The organism is Vreelandella rituensis (assembly GCF_003336665.1).
In the GTDB taxonomy this organism is placed as follows: Bacteria; Pseudomonadota; Gammaproteobacteria; order Pseudomonadales; family Halomonadaceae; genus Vreelandella; species Vreelandella rituensis.
In genome coordinates, this window is record NZ_QPIJ01000006.1 from 21,390 (window position 1) to 36,932 (window position 15,543).

Genomic DNA, 15,543 nt, shown 5'->3' on the forward strand with positions numbered 1-15,543 from the left:
AGCATTTAAACAAATAAAACAGTCATTTTTACCACGCTTTCCGCCCTCTTTTAGCGCATTTAATTCCCTCATCTTTTCCTATCAATGCACCAAAAGATCTCAGCAATAACTCATGCTGCACCAAAACAGTGCCGAATAAAAAACTCTCGATGATGACAAACCCGGGAAAACTTTAACTTGATACTCAAATAAACCAAATACTACAATTGATTACGCTAGAGCGTATCTGCGCCCAAGCCTTCCCATATGGAGTCAGCCACAATGGGTTCCCTATGTTTTATCGCCGATGCCCTAGTGACTGGCGCCATGCTTCCTCGTCATCTAGGGGCGTTGCACGCAGTAGGGCTCGAGAGCCCTCACGTGCAGCTTTTGGTGACGTCCTCGCAGCCCGACCCGCGACTTTCACTACTGGAAAGCCGCTATCAGGCACGGTGCTTGCTTATGCCTGAGTTTACCCTGGGCGGACGCTTGAACCACGCCGCCCTGAGCAGCCAGGCCGACTGGTTTGTATTTGCTTGCCAGCCAAGCTGCCCCACCTCGGCTGCCTGGCCGAAAATCATTTCCCGGCTGAACACCCATAAACTGGATGTGTTGATGATCGGCATGCCTCACCTGGACCTGTTTGAACGATTACTGCAACGTTTTTTCAACAAGACCCTTTTGCTCCCCCCCTACTTTGCCGTCACTCGCAGTTGGCTGGAGAAAATCGGTGGTTTTGATCCGGAGCTGGACCACGACGCTCTCCACGATTTACTTCAACGTCTACAAACCTGCCCCACGCGCATTCAGAGCATTAACGTACCTCTCAAAGCGCCCTTGCACTTTCATCCACCCGGCCACACGCCTTCTTCGCCACGACCGCCCTGACCGGCGGTCTTTTTTGTGTTGTTTGGGCGCTCTTTATGGCGTGAACTGCAAATCATCCTCATAGCTATGGGTTTTTTTGCTTGATGACCAGCAAGGCCGGTGCGTTTAAACTGAATACGCATAAGGTGAGTCAACAGCTTGGGAGGCAAAGCAACATGGCGATTCATTACAAGCAGGATACCTATGCTTTGGCGCTTGAGCAGGCTGGGCTTTTGCGGGCCGGAAAGCTGCAACAACTGGATATTGAGCATCTCGCGGAGGAAATTGAAAGCGTAGGGAAAAGTGAGCGACGCGCCTTGGTTAGCCAACTGGCCAGCTTGCTGGCACACCTGCTGAAATGGGATCACCAGCCCGAGAGGCGCTCGCGCAGTTGGCGGCTGACCATTCAGGATGCCCAAACCAAAGCCAACCGGTTGTTGAAAGACAGCCCAGCCTGAAAGCATCTCTGCCGGAGCTGATGGACGAGGCTTATGACGATGCGCGCCGCGCGGCGGCAATCGAGATAGACTGGGAACCTCAGGATTTTCCCGAGCAGTGCCTGTATAGCTTTAAAGATGCCATGAGCTTACAGCCCGGCTAATACTAGTCTCCTTATATGGCCTACTCACTAAGGCTAGGACCATCTAACCACTCAGTTTTCTTAATTACTACTGACGCACATCAACCAACCCTTGCACTCTATGCCCGTTCATCGTGGCGCGATAAAATAGCGGGGTTTGGATCGCTCCAAATGTTATGTTATAACCTACTCCCCCTGAACGAGGATGCTTCCCATGGCTCACCGTGCCCACCGACACCGGGAGGAAGGCCCTTGCCATTTTTCCTTGATGTCGTTGTCTGCCACGCGCCGCCTGATGTTAGCGCTGATCCCCTTGGCCATGCTGTGGTTGCTGGTGGGCTGGGCTAACGGATGGTGGCCGTGATGCAAGCAAACAACTCACGTCTACGGCTGCACGACCTTCAGCTGGCACAGAGCGGGCGAATGGTGATCGAGCATCTGGACGGTCGCTTTCTGGATGGCGCGATCACCGCCTTGATCGGGGCCAATGGGGCGGGCAAGAGCACCTTGATTCAAGCCATCATGGGTGAGCTTCGCCCCGTGGGGGGCAAGGTAATATGCGACGTTCCCAAGGAGCGGCGCGCCTGGCTGCCGCAGCAACTGGCGCTGGACCTGACCTTCCCCATGAGCGTGGAAGAGCTGATCATGACCGGCACCTGGCCCAGCCACGGCGCATTGAAGGGTTACTGCGCGGCACATTACCGCCAGGGTCGCGAGATCATGGCGCGGCTGGGCATTTCCCACCTGGCTCACCGGCCGTTGGGTGAGCTTTCCGGCGGCCAGCGCCAGCGGGCGCTGATCGGCCGTACCTTGATGCAAGGCGCCGAGCTTCTGTTGCTGGATGAGCCCTTCGCTAACGTGGATATCGAAACCGTGGATGTGTTGATCGACGTCTTCCACGACATGGCCAAGGACGGTGCCACCCTGGTGGTGGTGCTGCACGACATGGAGCAGCTTTCACGCCTGGCCGATGAAGTATTGATGCTGGCGGGCGGGCACGGTCGCTGGGCATCACCCAAGGAAATTCTTGGCCGCTATGCCGGCCAACCCGCCAAGGCACCGCGCCTGCCTCTCACCTTCCCGGATAGCATTCATGTTGGCTCTGCTTGATAGCTGGTTTATCAGCCCTTTCGAATACGGTTTCATGCGCCGGGCATTGGTGGCCAGCCTGGCGCTTTCCCTGGCGGCTCCGCCGCTGGGTGTCTTTCTGGTATTGCGCGGCATGAGCCTGATCGGCGATGCCATGGCTCACGCGATATTGCCCGGCATCGCCCTGGGTTTCTTGCTGGCGGGATTTTCGCTGCCGGTGATGAGCCTGGGCGGGGTCATGTTCGGCCTGTTGGTGGCGCTACTCGCCGGTAGTGTGTCGCAGATGACCGGCCAGCGTGAAGATTCCGCCATGGCCAGTTTTTTCATCATGTCGTTGGCGGCCGGGGTGATGTTGATCTCGCTCGGCGGCAGCAGTGTGGATCTGACGCATGTGCTGTTTGGTTCGATCCTGGCGGTCAATACCACCGCGCTGATCCTGATCGTGAGCATCAGTAGCTTGATCGTGGTGCTGATAGCTACCTTGTTTCGCGCCATGGTGGTGGAATGCCTCGACCCCTTGTTTCTACGCGGCCAGGGAATACGCGGCGGCGTGATACAGGGGGTATTCCTCGGCTTGGTGGTACTCAACCTGACCGCCGGTTTCCAGACGCTGGGCACCTTGATGGCGGTGGGTCTCATGATGCTGCCCGCCACCACCGCCCGTTTCTGGAGCAAGCGCCTGGAAGGGCTGATCGGCATTGCGGTGGTGTGGGCGATGCTCGCCAGCACCGGTGGGCTGTTGGTGTCGTATCACTTCAACCTGCCTTCCGGGCCGAGCATTATTCTGCTGGCGGGCATCGGCTATATCGCTTCAGCCTTGGTGGGACGTCATCACAGCCTGGCCGCCAAGTTTCGTCGCCGTGTCATTCCGCTTGGCGCGGAAGACACCCATTAAGCTCATCCCTTTCAGGAGAAACACATGCTTTCCCTTTGCTCTTCACGCTGGCTGGTCGGTGTTTCCGCCATGCTTGCCCTGCCGGCGGCCATCGCGGCTGAACGCGTCCAGGTAACCACCAGCTTCAGTATTCTTGCCGACATGGTGAAGAACGTAGGCGGCGAGCATGTCGAGGTGACATCGCTGGTCGGCCCGGATAGCGACACCCATGCGTATTCGCCCAGCCCCGGCGATGCCCGCGCACTCTCGGAAGCTGACCTGGTGGTCTTCAACGGCCTGCAGTTCGAAGGCTGGATGGAGAGGTTGATCGAAGCCAGCGATTACAGCGGCCCCCTGGTGACCGCGACGGCAGGTATCGATACAGCGGAGGCTGATGTTCACGACGACGACCAAGACGACCACGGCCATGGCGGCCACGACGATCATGCCCATGGTGACGACGACCCTCACGCCTGGCAGGACCTGGCCTTGGGCAAAATCTACGTCACTAACATTCGGGACGGGCTGGTCGAAGCCAGCCCCGAAAATGCCGACGTCTACCACGAGAATGCCGAGCGTTACATCAATCAACTGGAAGCCACCGATGAGGAAATTCGCCGCTTGATCGGTGAGATACCCGACTCGACAAGCGTGGTTACCGGGCACGACTCCTTCGGCTACTTCTCCTCTGCCTACGGCGTACGCTTCTTGTCACCGGCCGGGCTTTCCAGTGCCTCGGAAGCCAGCGCCACCAACATGGCACAGCTGATCGATGTGATTCGCGAGCAGAATGTGCAGGCGTTGTTTCACGAAAACATGACCAGTCCCTCCGTGCTCAATCAATTGGCCGAGGAAACCGGTCTGCCGGTTGCTGGCACGCTCTATACCGACGCCTTGACCAGCGAAGGAGAAGCCAGCACTTATCTGGGCATGATGCGCCATAATGCCCAAATGCTTAATACTGCGCTGGCTGACCCGGATCACGACGATCACGACGATCACGACGATCACGACGATCACGACGATCACGACGATCAGCATGGTCACAGCCACTGAGCCAGTGACAAGCGTTAACGCCGCCTTCGGGCGGCGTTTTTGTCGGCAAGGTATCGATGTCGCGCTATATCAGGGGGTTGCATCGAGGATACCGCTTGAAGGAAACTGACGCTCCCGCTGTGGTCACGGAGACTCTGCCACCATGCGTCTAAACGCCGATTTTTCTCATTTTGCCAGCGTGACGCCCGCTGAGTATCACTGGGTAGATTCCCCTTCACCCGGAGTGGAGCGCATGCGGCTCGACCGCATAGGCGAAGAAGTCGCCCGCGCGACCTCCCTGGTGCGTTACCCTCCCAACAGCCATTTTTCGCCCCATACGCACCCAGGCGGAGAAGAAATCCTGGTTCTGGAAGGCGAGTTTGCCGACGAACACGGCCGTTATCCTGCCGGCAGTTACCTGCGCAACCCGATTGGCACCTCGCACACACCGGCGGTAGGCGACAGCGGTGCCTTGATTTTCGTCAAGCTGCATCAGTTCGACCCCAGCGACACACTGCACTTTGCCCGCAATTGCGCGCTTTCGCCTTGGCAGCCCGACCGGCAACCCGGAGTGGCCTACAAGGTGCTGCATACTCACAAGAATGAAAGTGTCAGCCTGGAGCGCTGGGAAGCCGGCACAAAAATCAGCTTTACCCCGCTCAAGGGAGGCCTGGAGATTCTGGTATTGGAAGGCCAGCTAAATACGCAGGACACCGCCGGCCTCACTCATTACCCCAGCGGTAGCTGGCTACGCTGGCCCGATGACGCCACCCCCACGCTCAGTGCCGGCGATGATGGCGTGGTGTTTTATGTGAAACGCGGCCATTTACGCCCCACTCTCGATTGAAGCTCAATCGCCGAGCATGGTCATGAACGGCAGCAATGAAATTGCGCCGATCAATGCCACGGCAATCAACACCAGCAGGACCTGAACGGGATGAGCGGCCAAGCGACGCCACAGGGTAGGTGCTTCCCCCTTGGCCAGGGCGTCCTGGTGCTCGGCCCGCACTCGCGTGCCGCGTGCCTGCTGGTAGTCGTCGAGCACTTCACGCGCCTGGTCGAGTTGGCGTTCATCTCGCAGCCAGATCGCCTCCACCCCCATGCGAAAAAATCCGGCATGGGTTTCATAGGTGTCAAAGCCATGAGACATCAGCAGATCGCGCACCTCACCGGCTTCTTCATCCGTGACGTTATGCAGGCGAAACAAAAGCTTAGCCATTAGGACTCCCCATTCACGCCTAGGCTAGTCGCCCATGGCACCCATTCGCGCCGCTTCGACAACCTCGATCCAGTAACCGTCGACATCCTTGATGAAGATGACATCCTTCATCTTGCCTTGGTCGGCACGCTTGATGAATTCCACGTCGTTCCCATCGAACCACGCCTGAGCGGCCTCCAGGTCCGGCACCGAGAAACAGATATGGCCAAAGCCCTGGGGCTCGGCATTGCCATCGTGGTAGGAAAAATCTTCCTGCGTCTCGGTTCCCCAGTTGTGGGTCAGCTCGAGCAGGCCTTTCTGATTGAACGTCCAGACACTGCGCTGCGCCGTGTCTTCGGGAACCTGGTCGGCATTTTCCAGGTTCGCCAGGAAATACAGCGAGAATTGCATTTCCTCGAAGTCCAGCCGCCGCAAGACTCGCATGCCCAGGATTTTCGAATAGAACGCCAATGCCTTTTGCGGGTCCTTGACTCGCAACATGCTGTGATTCAAGCGAAAACCTTGGGTTTGAGGTGCGGGGTTTTCGACGCCAGGATATTGCTCACCTTGAAAACTCATCACGCTCTCCTGTCGCTGATGTTGATCATTGAGTCCATATGCTGCTTACCATGAGGGCTTTATCGCTATAATGCTAGCCCTTACAAGCACCTAGCCCCCAGATGCAGAAGGAAAAGTCAGCACCTTTTTGGGCACCGATGAAATACGCGATACGCTCGGCCAGCTTGGCCTGACCCACGGGGTTCTTACCTTTACTGACCAGTGCGGTGATGAAATGATCGGCGTACAGGGCAAAGCGATTACACCCAACGAAATGCTCACCTACGGCACCCGGATTGCTTTTCGCTAGAGTGCCGTTGTCCCACATTTGGAGCTTTACAGGGCTACCTCAGGCAAGGATAGTAATCACTCGACAGGGGCGCCCGCGTTAACGGTGGGCTGAGAAGCACCCTGTCAATCACCCACGCATCATCAGCAGCGCTGATGGATGCGGGGCTTGCAGGACGATGTGCAATTCCTGGTTGACTAGGCCAAGGGTGCCTTCTGGGCACACTACGTTAGTCGGGTCATGACACCCTGGGATGTTTCGCTAGTCCCTTGCTCTGTCGCCTTGTTGTAACCAGTCCTGAGGGGAAGGGGCCGTCAACCTGGCATGACAAGCCCGATTAACCTGGCCGAAGCGAACCTTACCACTGTGATGTCACAGTGCGTTCTTACCAATCGACCGACAGAGGGTCATGCATGAGGGTCTATGTCAAAAGTCAGCAAGGCGATTGGCTGATGCCCACCCATCCGGCGAAGGCTCGTTGGATGCTCAGGCTAGGCAAGGCCCAGGTGATCCGGCGGACGCCGTTCGCCATCCAGTTGACCTACGCTGCTACCGAACATGGCCAGCCGGTCGTTCTCGGTATTGACGATGGCAATGTCGTGGTGGGGATCGCTGCCGTGGCCAACGATGAGGTGGTCTACCAGGAAGAAATTCATCTACGCACGGACATCAAGATCAAGATGGACACACGGCGCAGCTACCGCCAGGGGCGTCGGCATCGCAAGACCCGCTATCGTACGCCGCGTTTTGATAACCGCAGTGCCTCTCATAAGAAAGGCCGCCTGCCCCCGTCCATCCGCTCGAAGAAGGGGGCTATCCTGCGCGCCGTGGCGCAAATGCCGTTGCCGGCACCGGCTCTGATCCGTCTGGAGGATGCCTACTTCGATATCCAGGCCATCGAGAACCCGGACATTACCGGGACGGCGTACCAGCAAGGGCCGTTGCTATACGACAAGAATGTCAAGTCAGCCTGCAAGACGCGGGACAAGCATCGCTGTCGCGTTTGTAGCACTGAGGACTACCTTCAAGTGCATCACCTTATCCATCGCACGAACGGCGGCAGCGACAAACTGAGCAACCTGATGACCCTCTGCCGTGATTGCCACGACGATCACCACAAGAACGGCCTGGTACTGCCCCGCCAGAAGAATGTGTCCTTCCGCTCGGCGGCCCACGTCCAGCAAGGTAAATATTACCTGCAAGCACAACTGGAAACGCTGGCACCGGTGCAGACCACTTTCGGCTATCTCACGGCCCATCATCGCAAGCACCAGGGCATCGACAAGATCCACGCCAACGATGCGGTGGTCATCGCTCAGGTGGGCGTTTTGCCGAAAAGCATCCTGATCAAGACAATCTGCCTGGGCGGACGCAAGCGTTCGCTCCATGAAGCCACGCCCCGCCGAGGCCGTAAACAGTCCAACCGCGAGCAGAAGCGAAACGGCAAGAACGTCGTCAGTCTCAAGGGCTTCAAGCGGCTGGATACGGTGCGCTTCCAGGGCCAGGTAGGCTATCTCAGCGGATTCAACGGCACATCGATGGCTTTCGTCCGAGGGAAAGATGGTCGTTACATCACCTCTCCGGGTAAAAGCTACAAGCAAGTATCGTTGTCGACACTGGAGCGATTACATCACAACCAGACCCGCGTCAGGTTTCTGGTCAAGCAAACCCTTACCACGTCGCGGCCTTCCTCCCACGCATCACTGGCTGACGCCCCGTTGAGACGGGGGAATCCGGCCGCATGTTTGTTGAACCTGAACTGGATAACGCCGGCGTAGGGAGTCGTGGTGCTTCTCACCACCTCCCTGCCGGGAGGAAACTATGCCCTTACGCCCGTTTGGCGATTACCTAAATGCACTTCGTGCAGAGACGCCGCTAGTTCACTGCATCACCAACTATGTCGCCATGAACAGCACCGCCAACCTGCTGTTAGCCACCGGCGCATCGCCCGCCATGCTGCACGCCCCTGAAGAAGTGGCTGAGTTCACCGCTATTTCCGCGGGGCTTTCGATTAACATCGGCACTATTTCTTCCCACTGGGCGGATGCCATGTTGACCGCCACGAAGACCGCCAACCAGCACGCTATTCCCTGGGTATTAGATCCCGTCGCGGTTGGGGCAACGCGTTACCGCCAAACGCTTTGTGCGAAGCTGCTTGCCTTCAAACCTTGCGTGATTCGCGGCAACGCCTCAGAAATTCTCGCCCTTTGCGGGTTAGATAGCCAAGGGCGCGGCGCGGACTCGACAGCCGACATCTGCCAAGCCGTGGACGCAGCGATAGCGTTGGCTCAAAAACACGGCTGCATTGTCGCGATGACCGGCGAAAGCGACTGGGTGACAGATGGCGCACAGCACTACCGTATTAACGGCGGCCACCCCTTAATGCCTCGTGTGACAACGCTAGGCTGCGGGCTGAGCGCGCTCGTCGCGGCATTTGTGGCTGCCAATCGTGAAGCGCCACTGGGTGCAGCAAGCGCTGCGCTGACCTGCTTTGCCGTCGCAGGTGAGCGTGCGGGCAGCAACGCCCAAGGCCCTGGTAGCTTCCAGATCGCCCTGCTGGATGCATTGTATCAACTCACACCTGACGAACTCACCACGCATGCACAGATGGAGGCAATCCATGCCGTTTGATCTATCGCTCTATTTAGTAACTGATGCCTCGCTCTGCCGTGGCTATGGCCTGGAAGAAACCGTTGCAGCGGCAGTAAAAGGCGGTGTCACTATTGTTCAACTGCGCGATAAGCACGCCAGCGATGCCGAGATGATAGACCAGGCCAAACGCTTAAAAGAGGTATTGGCAGGTACCGGCGTGCCCTTGATCATCAACGATCGTTTGAACGTGGCGTTAGCCAGCGGCGCGGATGGCCTGCATGTGGGGCAAAGCGACACCGCAGCCCAGCAAGCCCGGGCGGCACTGGGTCCAGAGGCGATCATCGGGCTTTCCATCAATACGCCGGAGCAACTTGAAAAGGCACCCATCGAGCTGCTGGATTACCTGGGCATGGGGCCGGTGTTCGCAACGCGGAGCAAGCGCGATCATGCTCAACCGCTGGGGTTCGCAGGGCTCAGGGCATTGGTTGAAGCAAGCCCGCTACGCTGTGTGGCTATCGGGGGACTGAAAGCCCAGCATATGCAAGATGCACGAGAGGCGGGAGTGGATGGCGCTGCAATAGTGAGCGCCCTCTGTGGCCAGCCCGACCCTGAAGCTTCGGCGAGGCAGCTGCTCAAGCACTGGAGCGCCATTTAAGCACTGGGGCGACGTTTGAGTGTGGTCCGGCGGTCATGGTAGGCAATCGCCAGGCCGCTGCCGATAATCAGGATGCTGCCCAGCAATACCCATACATCTGGAATTTCTCCCCAGAACCACCATCCCAGGCCAACCGCCCAAAGCATGGCGGTGTAATCAAACGGCGCCGCAATGGCGGCCGGGGCGAAGCGAAACGCCAAGGTGATGAAAGCGGTGGCCCCTACCCCGAATATGCCCGCCCCGAGAAACCCCAACCAATGCCAGGGTAACGGCGCCTGCCATACCCAGGGCAAGATGGCGGCAGTAATTATCAGCGGGACCAGGGTCATGTAGAACACCATGGCCCAGAGGTGTTCACGGGCACCATACCGCCGGGCGGTAATCATCATCAGCGCATAAAAGACAGCGGCACCAATCAATGCCAGTGCCCCAAGACCAAAGGCATCACCACCCGGACGCACCACGATCAGCACACCGAGAAACCCGACCAACGAGGCGACCAATACCGGGGGCGCGATGCGCTCACCCAGCAACGGCACCGAAAGCAGTGTCACGAACAATGGTGCCACGAAGGCTATCGCCGTGGCTTCCGCAAGCGGCAATAACGTCAAACCGAGCACGAAACATCCCATGGTCCCGGTATAGATAAGCCCGCGTATCAAATGGACGCCCGGTCGCAGGGTACGCAGCTTGCGCAACCCACCCCCGAAATGGGCCAGCAAGGCGATCAGCGGTAACGAGACCAACGTACGAAAAAAGATAATCTGCACGGGCGAATGGGTTTCTCCCAGCCACTTGGATACCGCATCGCCCAAGGCCAGAAACAAAACCCCCAAGCACATGCAACCGATTCCCTTAAGCGACGACGACTCCATTTTTTTCCTTATGGCTCTTGGCAGAAACGCACACCCCGCCGATCTTGCAACCGGCGGGGTGTGTGAAAAACAAGCGGTTATTAAAGGCTGGCGTTAACTACCATGCAGTCCATGCCTCCCGCTTGAAGTTGCATGCATGCCTGGCGCGCCTGATCTTCCTGGAAATCGACGAGACGCGCCCGGAACATCGGCTGGCCACCTTCCCGTGTCTCCACAGTGACTCGAGCCTGGTGGAATTCCTGAGTCAAACGTTGTGCCGCTTGCTGGGCCGATTGCCGTGCATGAGCGGCCTGGCTGAAAGCACCCACCTGAATACCCCATTGGCCGGAGGCGGCATTGGTGGCCATCTCACGCTCACGTTGAATGAAACGGGCCACTGGGTCATCCGCAGAGCCCATTTCCTGTACCGGCGCATTCTGGTTTGCTGTAGCGGCAGACACGGAGGCTATCGCTCTGTCGGCAGCGTTATTCTCCACCGTAGAAGGGAAAGCAACAGGCGCTGAAGTAGCCTCTACCGCGGCCATCAGCGGTTGCGTGGAAGGACTGTTGTCAGCCGGCTGGTAAGCAGGAAAGCTCATGTATTCAGTAGAGATACTGGCACTGGCAAGCCAAGTACGCCGATCACGTAACGAGGCGCGTAGAAAACCGCGATCAAGAAGGTCCGCCATGTGAGCATCGCGTGACTGGGCGGTAAGGCCTCCCATCACGATGGCCATTAACCGACGGCTTCCACGCTGGGCGGTGGTCGCCACATTGAATCCAGAGGCCCGAATGAAGCCGGTTTTCATGCCATCCGCTCCCGGGTAATTGCTTACCAGACGGTTGTGACTGGTATGCCGGGTTCCACGGTAAGTGAACTCCTGAAGGGCGAAATAATGGAAGTACTCAGGAAAATCCTGCTTTACCCGAACCGCAAGCGTCAGCATATCGCGTGCGGAGGAGACCTGAGCATTGTCGGGCAGCCCGGAGGCATTGCGAAACGTCGTGGCCTGCATTCCCAGCTCACGGGCTTTCTGCGTCATGAGACGGGCAAACTGGCGTTCACTGCCCGCCAAGGCTTCCGCCACCACCACCGCCACATCATTGGCGGAGCGCACCGTCAATGCTCGAATCGCATCATCCACTTCAATCGAGCTACCTGCCGCCAGCCATAGCTTGACCGCCGGCATGGCCGCCGCCTGGCTGGAAACTGACAAAGGCTGATTCAGCTTGAGGTTGCCCCGTTCAAGAGCTTCGAACACCAGATACAAAGTCATCATTTTGCTCAGCGAAGCTGGATAGCGCCGCGCATCGGCATTTTCGGCATAAAGCACTTCACCGTTATCCAGGTCCACCACGATACCGGCATAACGCGGATTAGCTTCCGCCAAGGATCCGAACAAAAAAACCAACATGAGTAGCAGAGCAGTACAGCCAGGCTGGGAGCGTGCAAGAAAAGGTTTCATGAGTTTCCCTTGGATCAAGATATCGCGGCAGCGCTGGTAGCGCCTTGTTTTTGGTAAAGCGTGTTTTCAAAAGCATAGTAAACAGAACAATGTTCTACACAAGCGAATAACCACAGCAAGCCAACATGCGGCCATTATGAAGGTATTCGGCTGCGCGTACAGTCCTGTGGATAACGTTACTGTCTTACCTTGCCATATTAGCCACCCAGCACAAGCCTTATGTTAGAAAAATCCAGCTTTTCAGGCATAAAAAAACCGACCCCGGAAGGTCGGTTTTCGATAGGTGCCGGTGAGGCCCCGCAGAGTTATTCTTCTGCAGCAGCTTCTTCGACAACCGGACGGTCAACCAGCTCGACGTATGCCATAGGGGCATTATCGCCGGTGCGGAAGCCGCATTTGAGAATACGGATGTAACCACCCGGACGCTCTGCATAACGCGGTCCCAATTCGTTGAACAATTTACCCACCGCTTCCTTGGAACGCGTGCGAGCAAATGCCAAACGACGGTTGGCGATGCTATCCTGCTTGGCCAGGGTGATCAGCGGCTCGAGGTGACGACGCAGTTCCTTGGCCTTGGGCAGGGTTGTTCTGATTACTTCATGCTCGACCAGAGACACGGACATGTTCTTGAACATGGCCTTGCGGTGCGAGCTGGTGCGATTCAGATGACGACCACTCTTACGATGACGCATGGTTGTGATTCCTTACCAAACTGGGACTCAAGTCGACGCTCACGCGGAGGCCTTGTCGTCCTTCAGGCTAGCCGGCGGCCAGTTTTCCAGCCGCATGCCTAGGGACAGACCACGCGCTGCCAACACATCCTTGATTTCATTCAAGGACTTCTTGCCGAGGTTCGGCGTCTTCAACAGCTCTACTTCTGTACGCTGGATCAGATCGCCGATGTAATAAATATTCTCGGCCTTCAGACAGTTGGCACTGCGAACGGTCAACTCGAGATCGTCTACGGGGCGCAGCAGGATGGGATCGACATGATCCTCTTCCTCTTCGACTTCCTGTTCCTTGTCGGCTTCCAGATCGACGAACGCGGCCAGCTGCTCTTGCAGGATGGTCGCACTCCGACGGATAGCCTCTTCCGGATCCAAGGTTCCATCGGTTTCCAGATCAATGATCAGCTTGTCCAGGTCGGTACGTTGCTCGACACGGGCAGCTTCCACGGAATAGGAAACACGACGGACAGGACTGAAGGTGGCATCCAGCTGCAGGCGACCAATCGCTCGGGTTTCCTCATCGGAACCGCGAGTATCAGCCGGCTCGTAACCACGACCCAAGGCGACCTTGAGCTGAATCTTGAGCTCGGCACCTTCGTTGACGTGGGCAATGACGTGATCCGGGTTAACGATTTCGACGCTATGATCAAGCGTGATATCACCCGCAGTCACGACGGCCGGGCCCTGCTTGTTCAGCGAGAGCACCGCCTCGTCGCGGCTGTGCATCTTGATCGCGACATCTTTCAGGTTCAGGAGGATTTCAATAACATCTTCCTGCACCCCTTCAATCGCACTGTACTCGTGCTCGACACCCGCAATCTCGGCTTCCACCACGGCACAGCCGGGCATGGACGAGAGCAGAATGCGACGCAGTGCATTCCCCAGGGTGTGGCCAAAGCCACGCTCGAAAGGCTCGAGCACGATTTTGGCGTGATGTGCGCTGATTTCTTCGACCTTGATGTCGCGCGGACGGAGAAACTCTGTCACTGAACGCTGCATATGAACACCTTTCAGGCTGCCAAACGGATACTTGGTACTCGGAGATGACCCGACGGATACAAATCATGTACCGCCAGGTCAACAAGAAGCAGAAAACTGCTTACTTGGAGTACAGCTCGACGATCAGGTTTTCGTTGATGTCGGCAGACAGGTCACCGCGTTCAGGCAGAGCCTTGAAAGTGCCTTCCATCTTCTTGGCGTCGATTTCGATCCAGACCACATCACCACGATTGGCCGAGATGGACAATGCGCTTTGAATGCGGACCTGGTTCTTCGCCTTCTCGCGAACGGAAACTACATCGCCGGGCTTAACCTGATAGGAAGCCACGTTGACGGTGCGTCCGTTGACGGAGATCGCCTTGTGACTGACCAGCTGACGCGATTCAGAGCGAGTCGAGCCGAAGCCCATGCGGTAGACGACGTTGTCCAGTCGGGATTCAAGCAGCTGCAACAACACTTCACCGGTGGCGCCTTTCAGGCGAGCGGCTTCTTTGTAGTAGTTGCGGAACTGCTTTTCGAGTACGCCATACATACGACGTACTTTCTGCTTCTCGCGAAGCTGCAAGCCGTAGTCGGAAAGACGCTGACGACGCTGGCCGTGCACACCCGGAATCTGCTCGGATTTGCACTTCTTCTCGAAGGGAGTTACACCACTCTTGAGAAAGAGATCGGTACCTTCCCGACGAGACAGTTTGCACTTGGGTCCAATATAACGAGCCATGAATCTGTCTCCTTAAACGCGGCGTTTCTTCGGCGGACGGCAGCCATTATGGGGAATGGGCGTCGCGTCGGTGATGCTTTGCACGCGGAAGCCGGCGGCATTCAGTGCGCGCACGGCGGATTCACGGCCAGGACCTGGGCCTTTGACCAGCACGTCGACGTTTTTCACACCATACTCGGCTGCAGCGGTAGCTGCACGTTCACTTGCTACTTGAGCAGCGAACGGGGTGCTCTTGCGAGAACCACGAAAACCCGAACCACCGGCAGTTGCCCAAGAAAGAGCATTGCCCTGGCGGTCTGTGATCGTCACGATCGTGTTGTTAAAAGAGGCATGGATATGCGCAACCGCATCCACTACCTGCTTTTTAACCTTTTTACGGTTACTGCGCGGGTTAGCCATGTTGATGTCTATTCCTGTCTTTACGCCAGAACGTGCGTGTTATTTGCGGATCGGCTTACGCGGGCCCTTACGGGTACGCGCGTTAGTCTTGGTCCGCTGACCACGCAGCGGAAGACTACGACGATGACGCAGACCACGGTAGCAACCCAAGTCCATGAGACGCTTGATATTAAGCGTCACATCACGACGAAGGTCACCTTCAACGGTATACTTGCCGACTTCAGAACGCAGGGTGTCCAGCTCTTCGCTGGAAAGTTCCTGGATCTTGGTGGTCGGCGCGATGCCGGTCGCAACACATAGTGCCTGTGCGCGAGTACGGCCAATCCCGAAGATATAGGTCAGCGAGATCGCCGCATGCTTGTTGTCCGGGATATTGACGCCTGCAATACGGGCCATCAGCTTACTCCGAAATTTGAGCGGCTTGCTCGATTGTTCATCTACAAAAGGCGCAACAGCATACCCCTTAACTCACCTTGAGGCAAGAGGCATGCCGGCGCCCGCTTAAAACAGTGTAGGGCTCAGCCCTGACGCTGCTTGTGCCGCGGTTCGATGCAGATGACGCGGACAGCGCCATTGCGACGAATGATCTTGCAGTTACGGCACATTTTCTTTACGGAAGCTCGAACTTTCATCGTTCTCTCCAATCGGCCTGCGGCGCTT

At 57.2% G+C, this 15,543-nt stretch carries 20 protein-coding genes and 1 pseudogene; 11 read left to right on the forward strand and 10 right to left on the reverse strand.

Translation table 11 applies throughout. The features are described from left to right. The first annotated feature begins 261 nt into the window (after positions 1 to 261). The 7 genes and pseudogenes from DU506_RS04495 to DU506_RS04520 all read left to right on the forward strand — a co-directional run bounded on the left by DU506_RS04495 (position 262) and on the right by DU506_RS04520 (position 5,271). Positions 262 to 867, forward strand: coding sequence for a hypothetical protein (locus DU506_RS04495; RefSeq protein ID WP_114485753.1), 606 nt, complete (start codon positions 262 to 264; stop codon positions 865 to 867). A gap of 155 nt (positions 868 to 1,022) precedes the next feature. Next, a pseudogene (locus tag DU506_RS04500) lies at positions 1,023 to 1,447 on the forward strand (DUF29 domain-containing protein). Positions 1,448 to 1,640: 193 nt separating this feature from the next. Then, positions 1,641 to 1,790, forward strand: a complete 150-nt coding sequence (locus DU506_RS21585; protein ID WP_181870691.1) for a hypothetical protein — start codon at positions 1,641 to 1,643, stop codon at positions 1,788 to 1,790. Further along, the gene (locus DU506_RS04505; RefSeq protein ID WP_235825442.1) at positions 1,790 to 2,536 is read left to right on the forward strand and encodes a metal ABC transporter ATP-binding protein; all 747 of its coding nucleotides are present in this window, start codon (positions 1,790 to 1,792) and stop codon (positions 2,534 to 2,536) included. Before DU506_RS21585 ends, DU506_RS04505 begins: the two co-directional genes overlap by 1 nt. Further along, positions 2,520 to 3,410 carry a metal ABC transporter permease gene (locus tag DU506_RS04510; RefSeq protein WP_114485755.1) on the forward strand — a complete coding sequence of 297 codons (891 nt, stop codon included), beginning with the start codon at positions 2,520 to 2,522 and terminating at the stop codon, positions 3,408 to 3,410. The genes DU506_RS04505 and DU506_RS04510 overlap by 17 nt, the downstream gene beginning before the upstream one ends. Positions 3,411 to 3,434: 24 nt before the next feature. Continuing rightward, entirely contained in the window at positions 3,435 to 4,445 is a 1,011-nt protein-coding gene (locus DU506_RS04515) for a metal ABC transporter solute-binding protein, Zn/Mn family (protein WP_114485756.1), read from the forward strand. A gap of 142 nt (positions 4,446 to 4,587) precedes the next feature. After that, complete coding sequence (locus tag DU506_RS04520; protein WP_114485757.1) at positions 4,588 to 5,271, forward strand: cupin domain-containing protein; 684 nt, start codon at positions 4,588 to 4,590, stop codon at positions 5,269 to 5,271. A 3-nt stretch (positions 5,272 to 5,274) separates the two neighbouring features. Here DU506_RS04520 and DU506_RS04525 read toward each other — a convergent pair whose 3' ends face one another. Then, entirely contained in the window at positions 5,275 to 5,643 is a 369-nt protein-coding gene (locus tag DU506_RS04525; RefSeq protein WP_114485758.1) for a DUF6164 family protein, read from the reverse strand. A gap of 24 nt (positions 5,644 to 5,667) precedes the next feature. Next, the gene (gene gloA / locus DU506_RS04530; RefSeq protein WP_114485759.1) at positions 5,668 to 6,201 is read right to left on the reverse strand and encodes a lactoylglutathione lyase; all 534 of its coding nucleotides are present in this window, start codon (positions 6,199 to 6,201) and stop codon (positions 5,668 to 5,670) included. Between the two features lie 127 nt (positions 6,202 to 6,328). On the opposite strand from gloA, the gene DU506_RS22075 reads away from it, so the two are divergent. The 4 genes from DU506_RS22075 (at position 6,329) to thiE (ending at position 9,716) form a co-directional block, all read left to right on the forward strand. Next, positions 6,329 to 6,490: a hypothetical protein gene (locus DU506_RS22075; RefSeq protein ID WP_235825443.1), complete on the forward strand. Its 162-nt coding sequence runs from the start codon at positions 6,329 to 6,331 to the stop codon at positions 6,488 to 6,490. A gap of 392 nt (positions 6,491 to 6,882) precedes the next feature. Next, a complete protein-coding gene (gene iscB / locus DU506_RS04540; protein ID WP_114485760.1) occupies positions 6,883 to 8,247 on the forward strand; it encodes an RNA-guided endonuclease IscB in 1,365 nt (454 codons plus the stop codon). A gap of 43 nt (positions 8,248 to 8,290) precedes the next feature. Next, positions 8,291 to 9,100 carry a hydroxyethylthiazole kinase gene (gene thiM / locus DU506_RS04545; RefSeq protein ID WP_114485761.1) on the forward strand — a complete coding sequence of 270 codons (810 nt, stop codon included), beginning with the start codon at positions 8,291 to 8,293 and terminating at the stop codon, positions 9,098 to 9,100. Continuing rightward, positions 9,090 to 9,716, forward strand: coding sequence for a thiamine phosphate synthase (thiE, locus tag DU506_RS04550; RefSeq protein WP_114485762.1), 627 nt, complete (start codon positions 9,090 to 9,092; stop codon positions 9,714 to 9,716). The genes thiM and thiE overlap by 11 nt, the downstream gene beginning before the upstream one ends. On the opposite strand, the gene DU506_RS04555 is transcribed toward thiE, so the two are convergent. From DU506_RS04555 to rpmJ, 8 genes are all read right to left on the reverse strand, one after another. Next, the gene (locus DU506_RS04555) at positions 9,713 to 10,591 is read right to left on the reverse strand and encodes a DMT family transporter (RefSeq protein ID WP_268877302.1); all 879 of its coding nucleotides are present in this window, start codon (positions 10,589 to 10,591) and stop codon (positions 9,713 to 9,715) included. The two genes, thiE and DU506_RS04555, sit on opposite strands and share 4 nt — an antisense overlap. Positions 10,592 to 10,671: 80 nt before the next feature. Continuing rightward, entirely contained in the window at positions 10,672 to 12,036 is a 1,365-nt protein-coding gene (locus DU506_RS04560; RefSeq protein WP_114485764.1) for a D-alanyl-D-alanine carboxypeptidase, read from the reverse strand. A gap of 305 nt (positions 12,037 to 12,341) precedes the next feature. Continuing rightward, positions 12,342 to 12,728, reverse strand: a complete 387-nt coding sequence (gene rplQ / locus DU506_RS04565; RefSeq protein WP_114485765.1) for a 50S ribosomal protein L17 — start codon at positions 12,726 to 12,728, stop codon at positions 12,342 to 12,344. 39 nt (positions 12,729 to 12,767) lie between these two features. Further along, positions 12,768 to 13,763, reverse strand: a complete 996-nt coding sequence (locus DU506_RS04570; RefSeq protein WP_114485766.1) for a DNA-directed RNA polymerase subunit alpha — start codon at positions 13,761 to 13,763, stop codon at positions 12,768 to 12,770. A gap of 100 nt (positions 13,764 to 13,863) precedes the next feature. Beyond that, positions 13,864 to 14,484, reverse strand: coding sequence for a 30S ribosomal protein S4 (gene rpsD, locus DU506_RS04575; RefSeq protein WP_114485767.1), 621 nt, complete (start codon positions 14,482 to 14,484; stop codon positions 13,864 to 13,866). A gap of 12 nt (positions 14,485 to 14,496) precedes the next feature. After that, positions 14,497 to 14,883, reverse strand: coding sequence for a 30S ribosomal protein S11 (gene rpsK, locus DU506_RS04580; protein ID WP_009723883.1), 387 nt, complete (start codon positions 14,881 to 14,883; stop codon positions 14,497 to 14,499). 39 nt (positions 14,884 to 14,922) lie between these two features. Further along, complete coding sequence (gene rpsM / locus DU506_RS04585) at positions 14,923 to 15,279, reverse strand: 30S ribosomal protein S13 (protein ID WP_114485768.1); 357 nt, start codon at positions 15,277 to 15,279, stop codon at positions 14,923 to 14,925. A 122-nt stretch (positions 15,280 to 15,401) separates the two neighbouring features. After that, positions 15,402 to 15,515: a 50S ribosomal protein L36 gene (rpmJ, locus tag DU506_RS04590; protein ID WP_009099023.1), complete on the reverse strand. Its 114-nt coding sequence runs from the start codon at positions 15,513 to 15,515 to the stop codon at positions 15,402 to 15,404. Between the last annotated feature and the right edge of the window lie 28 nt (positions 15,516 to 15,543).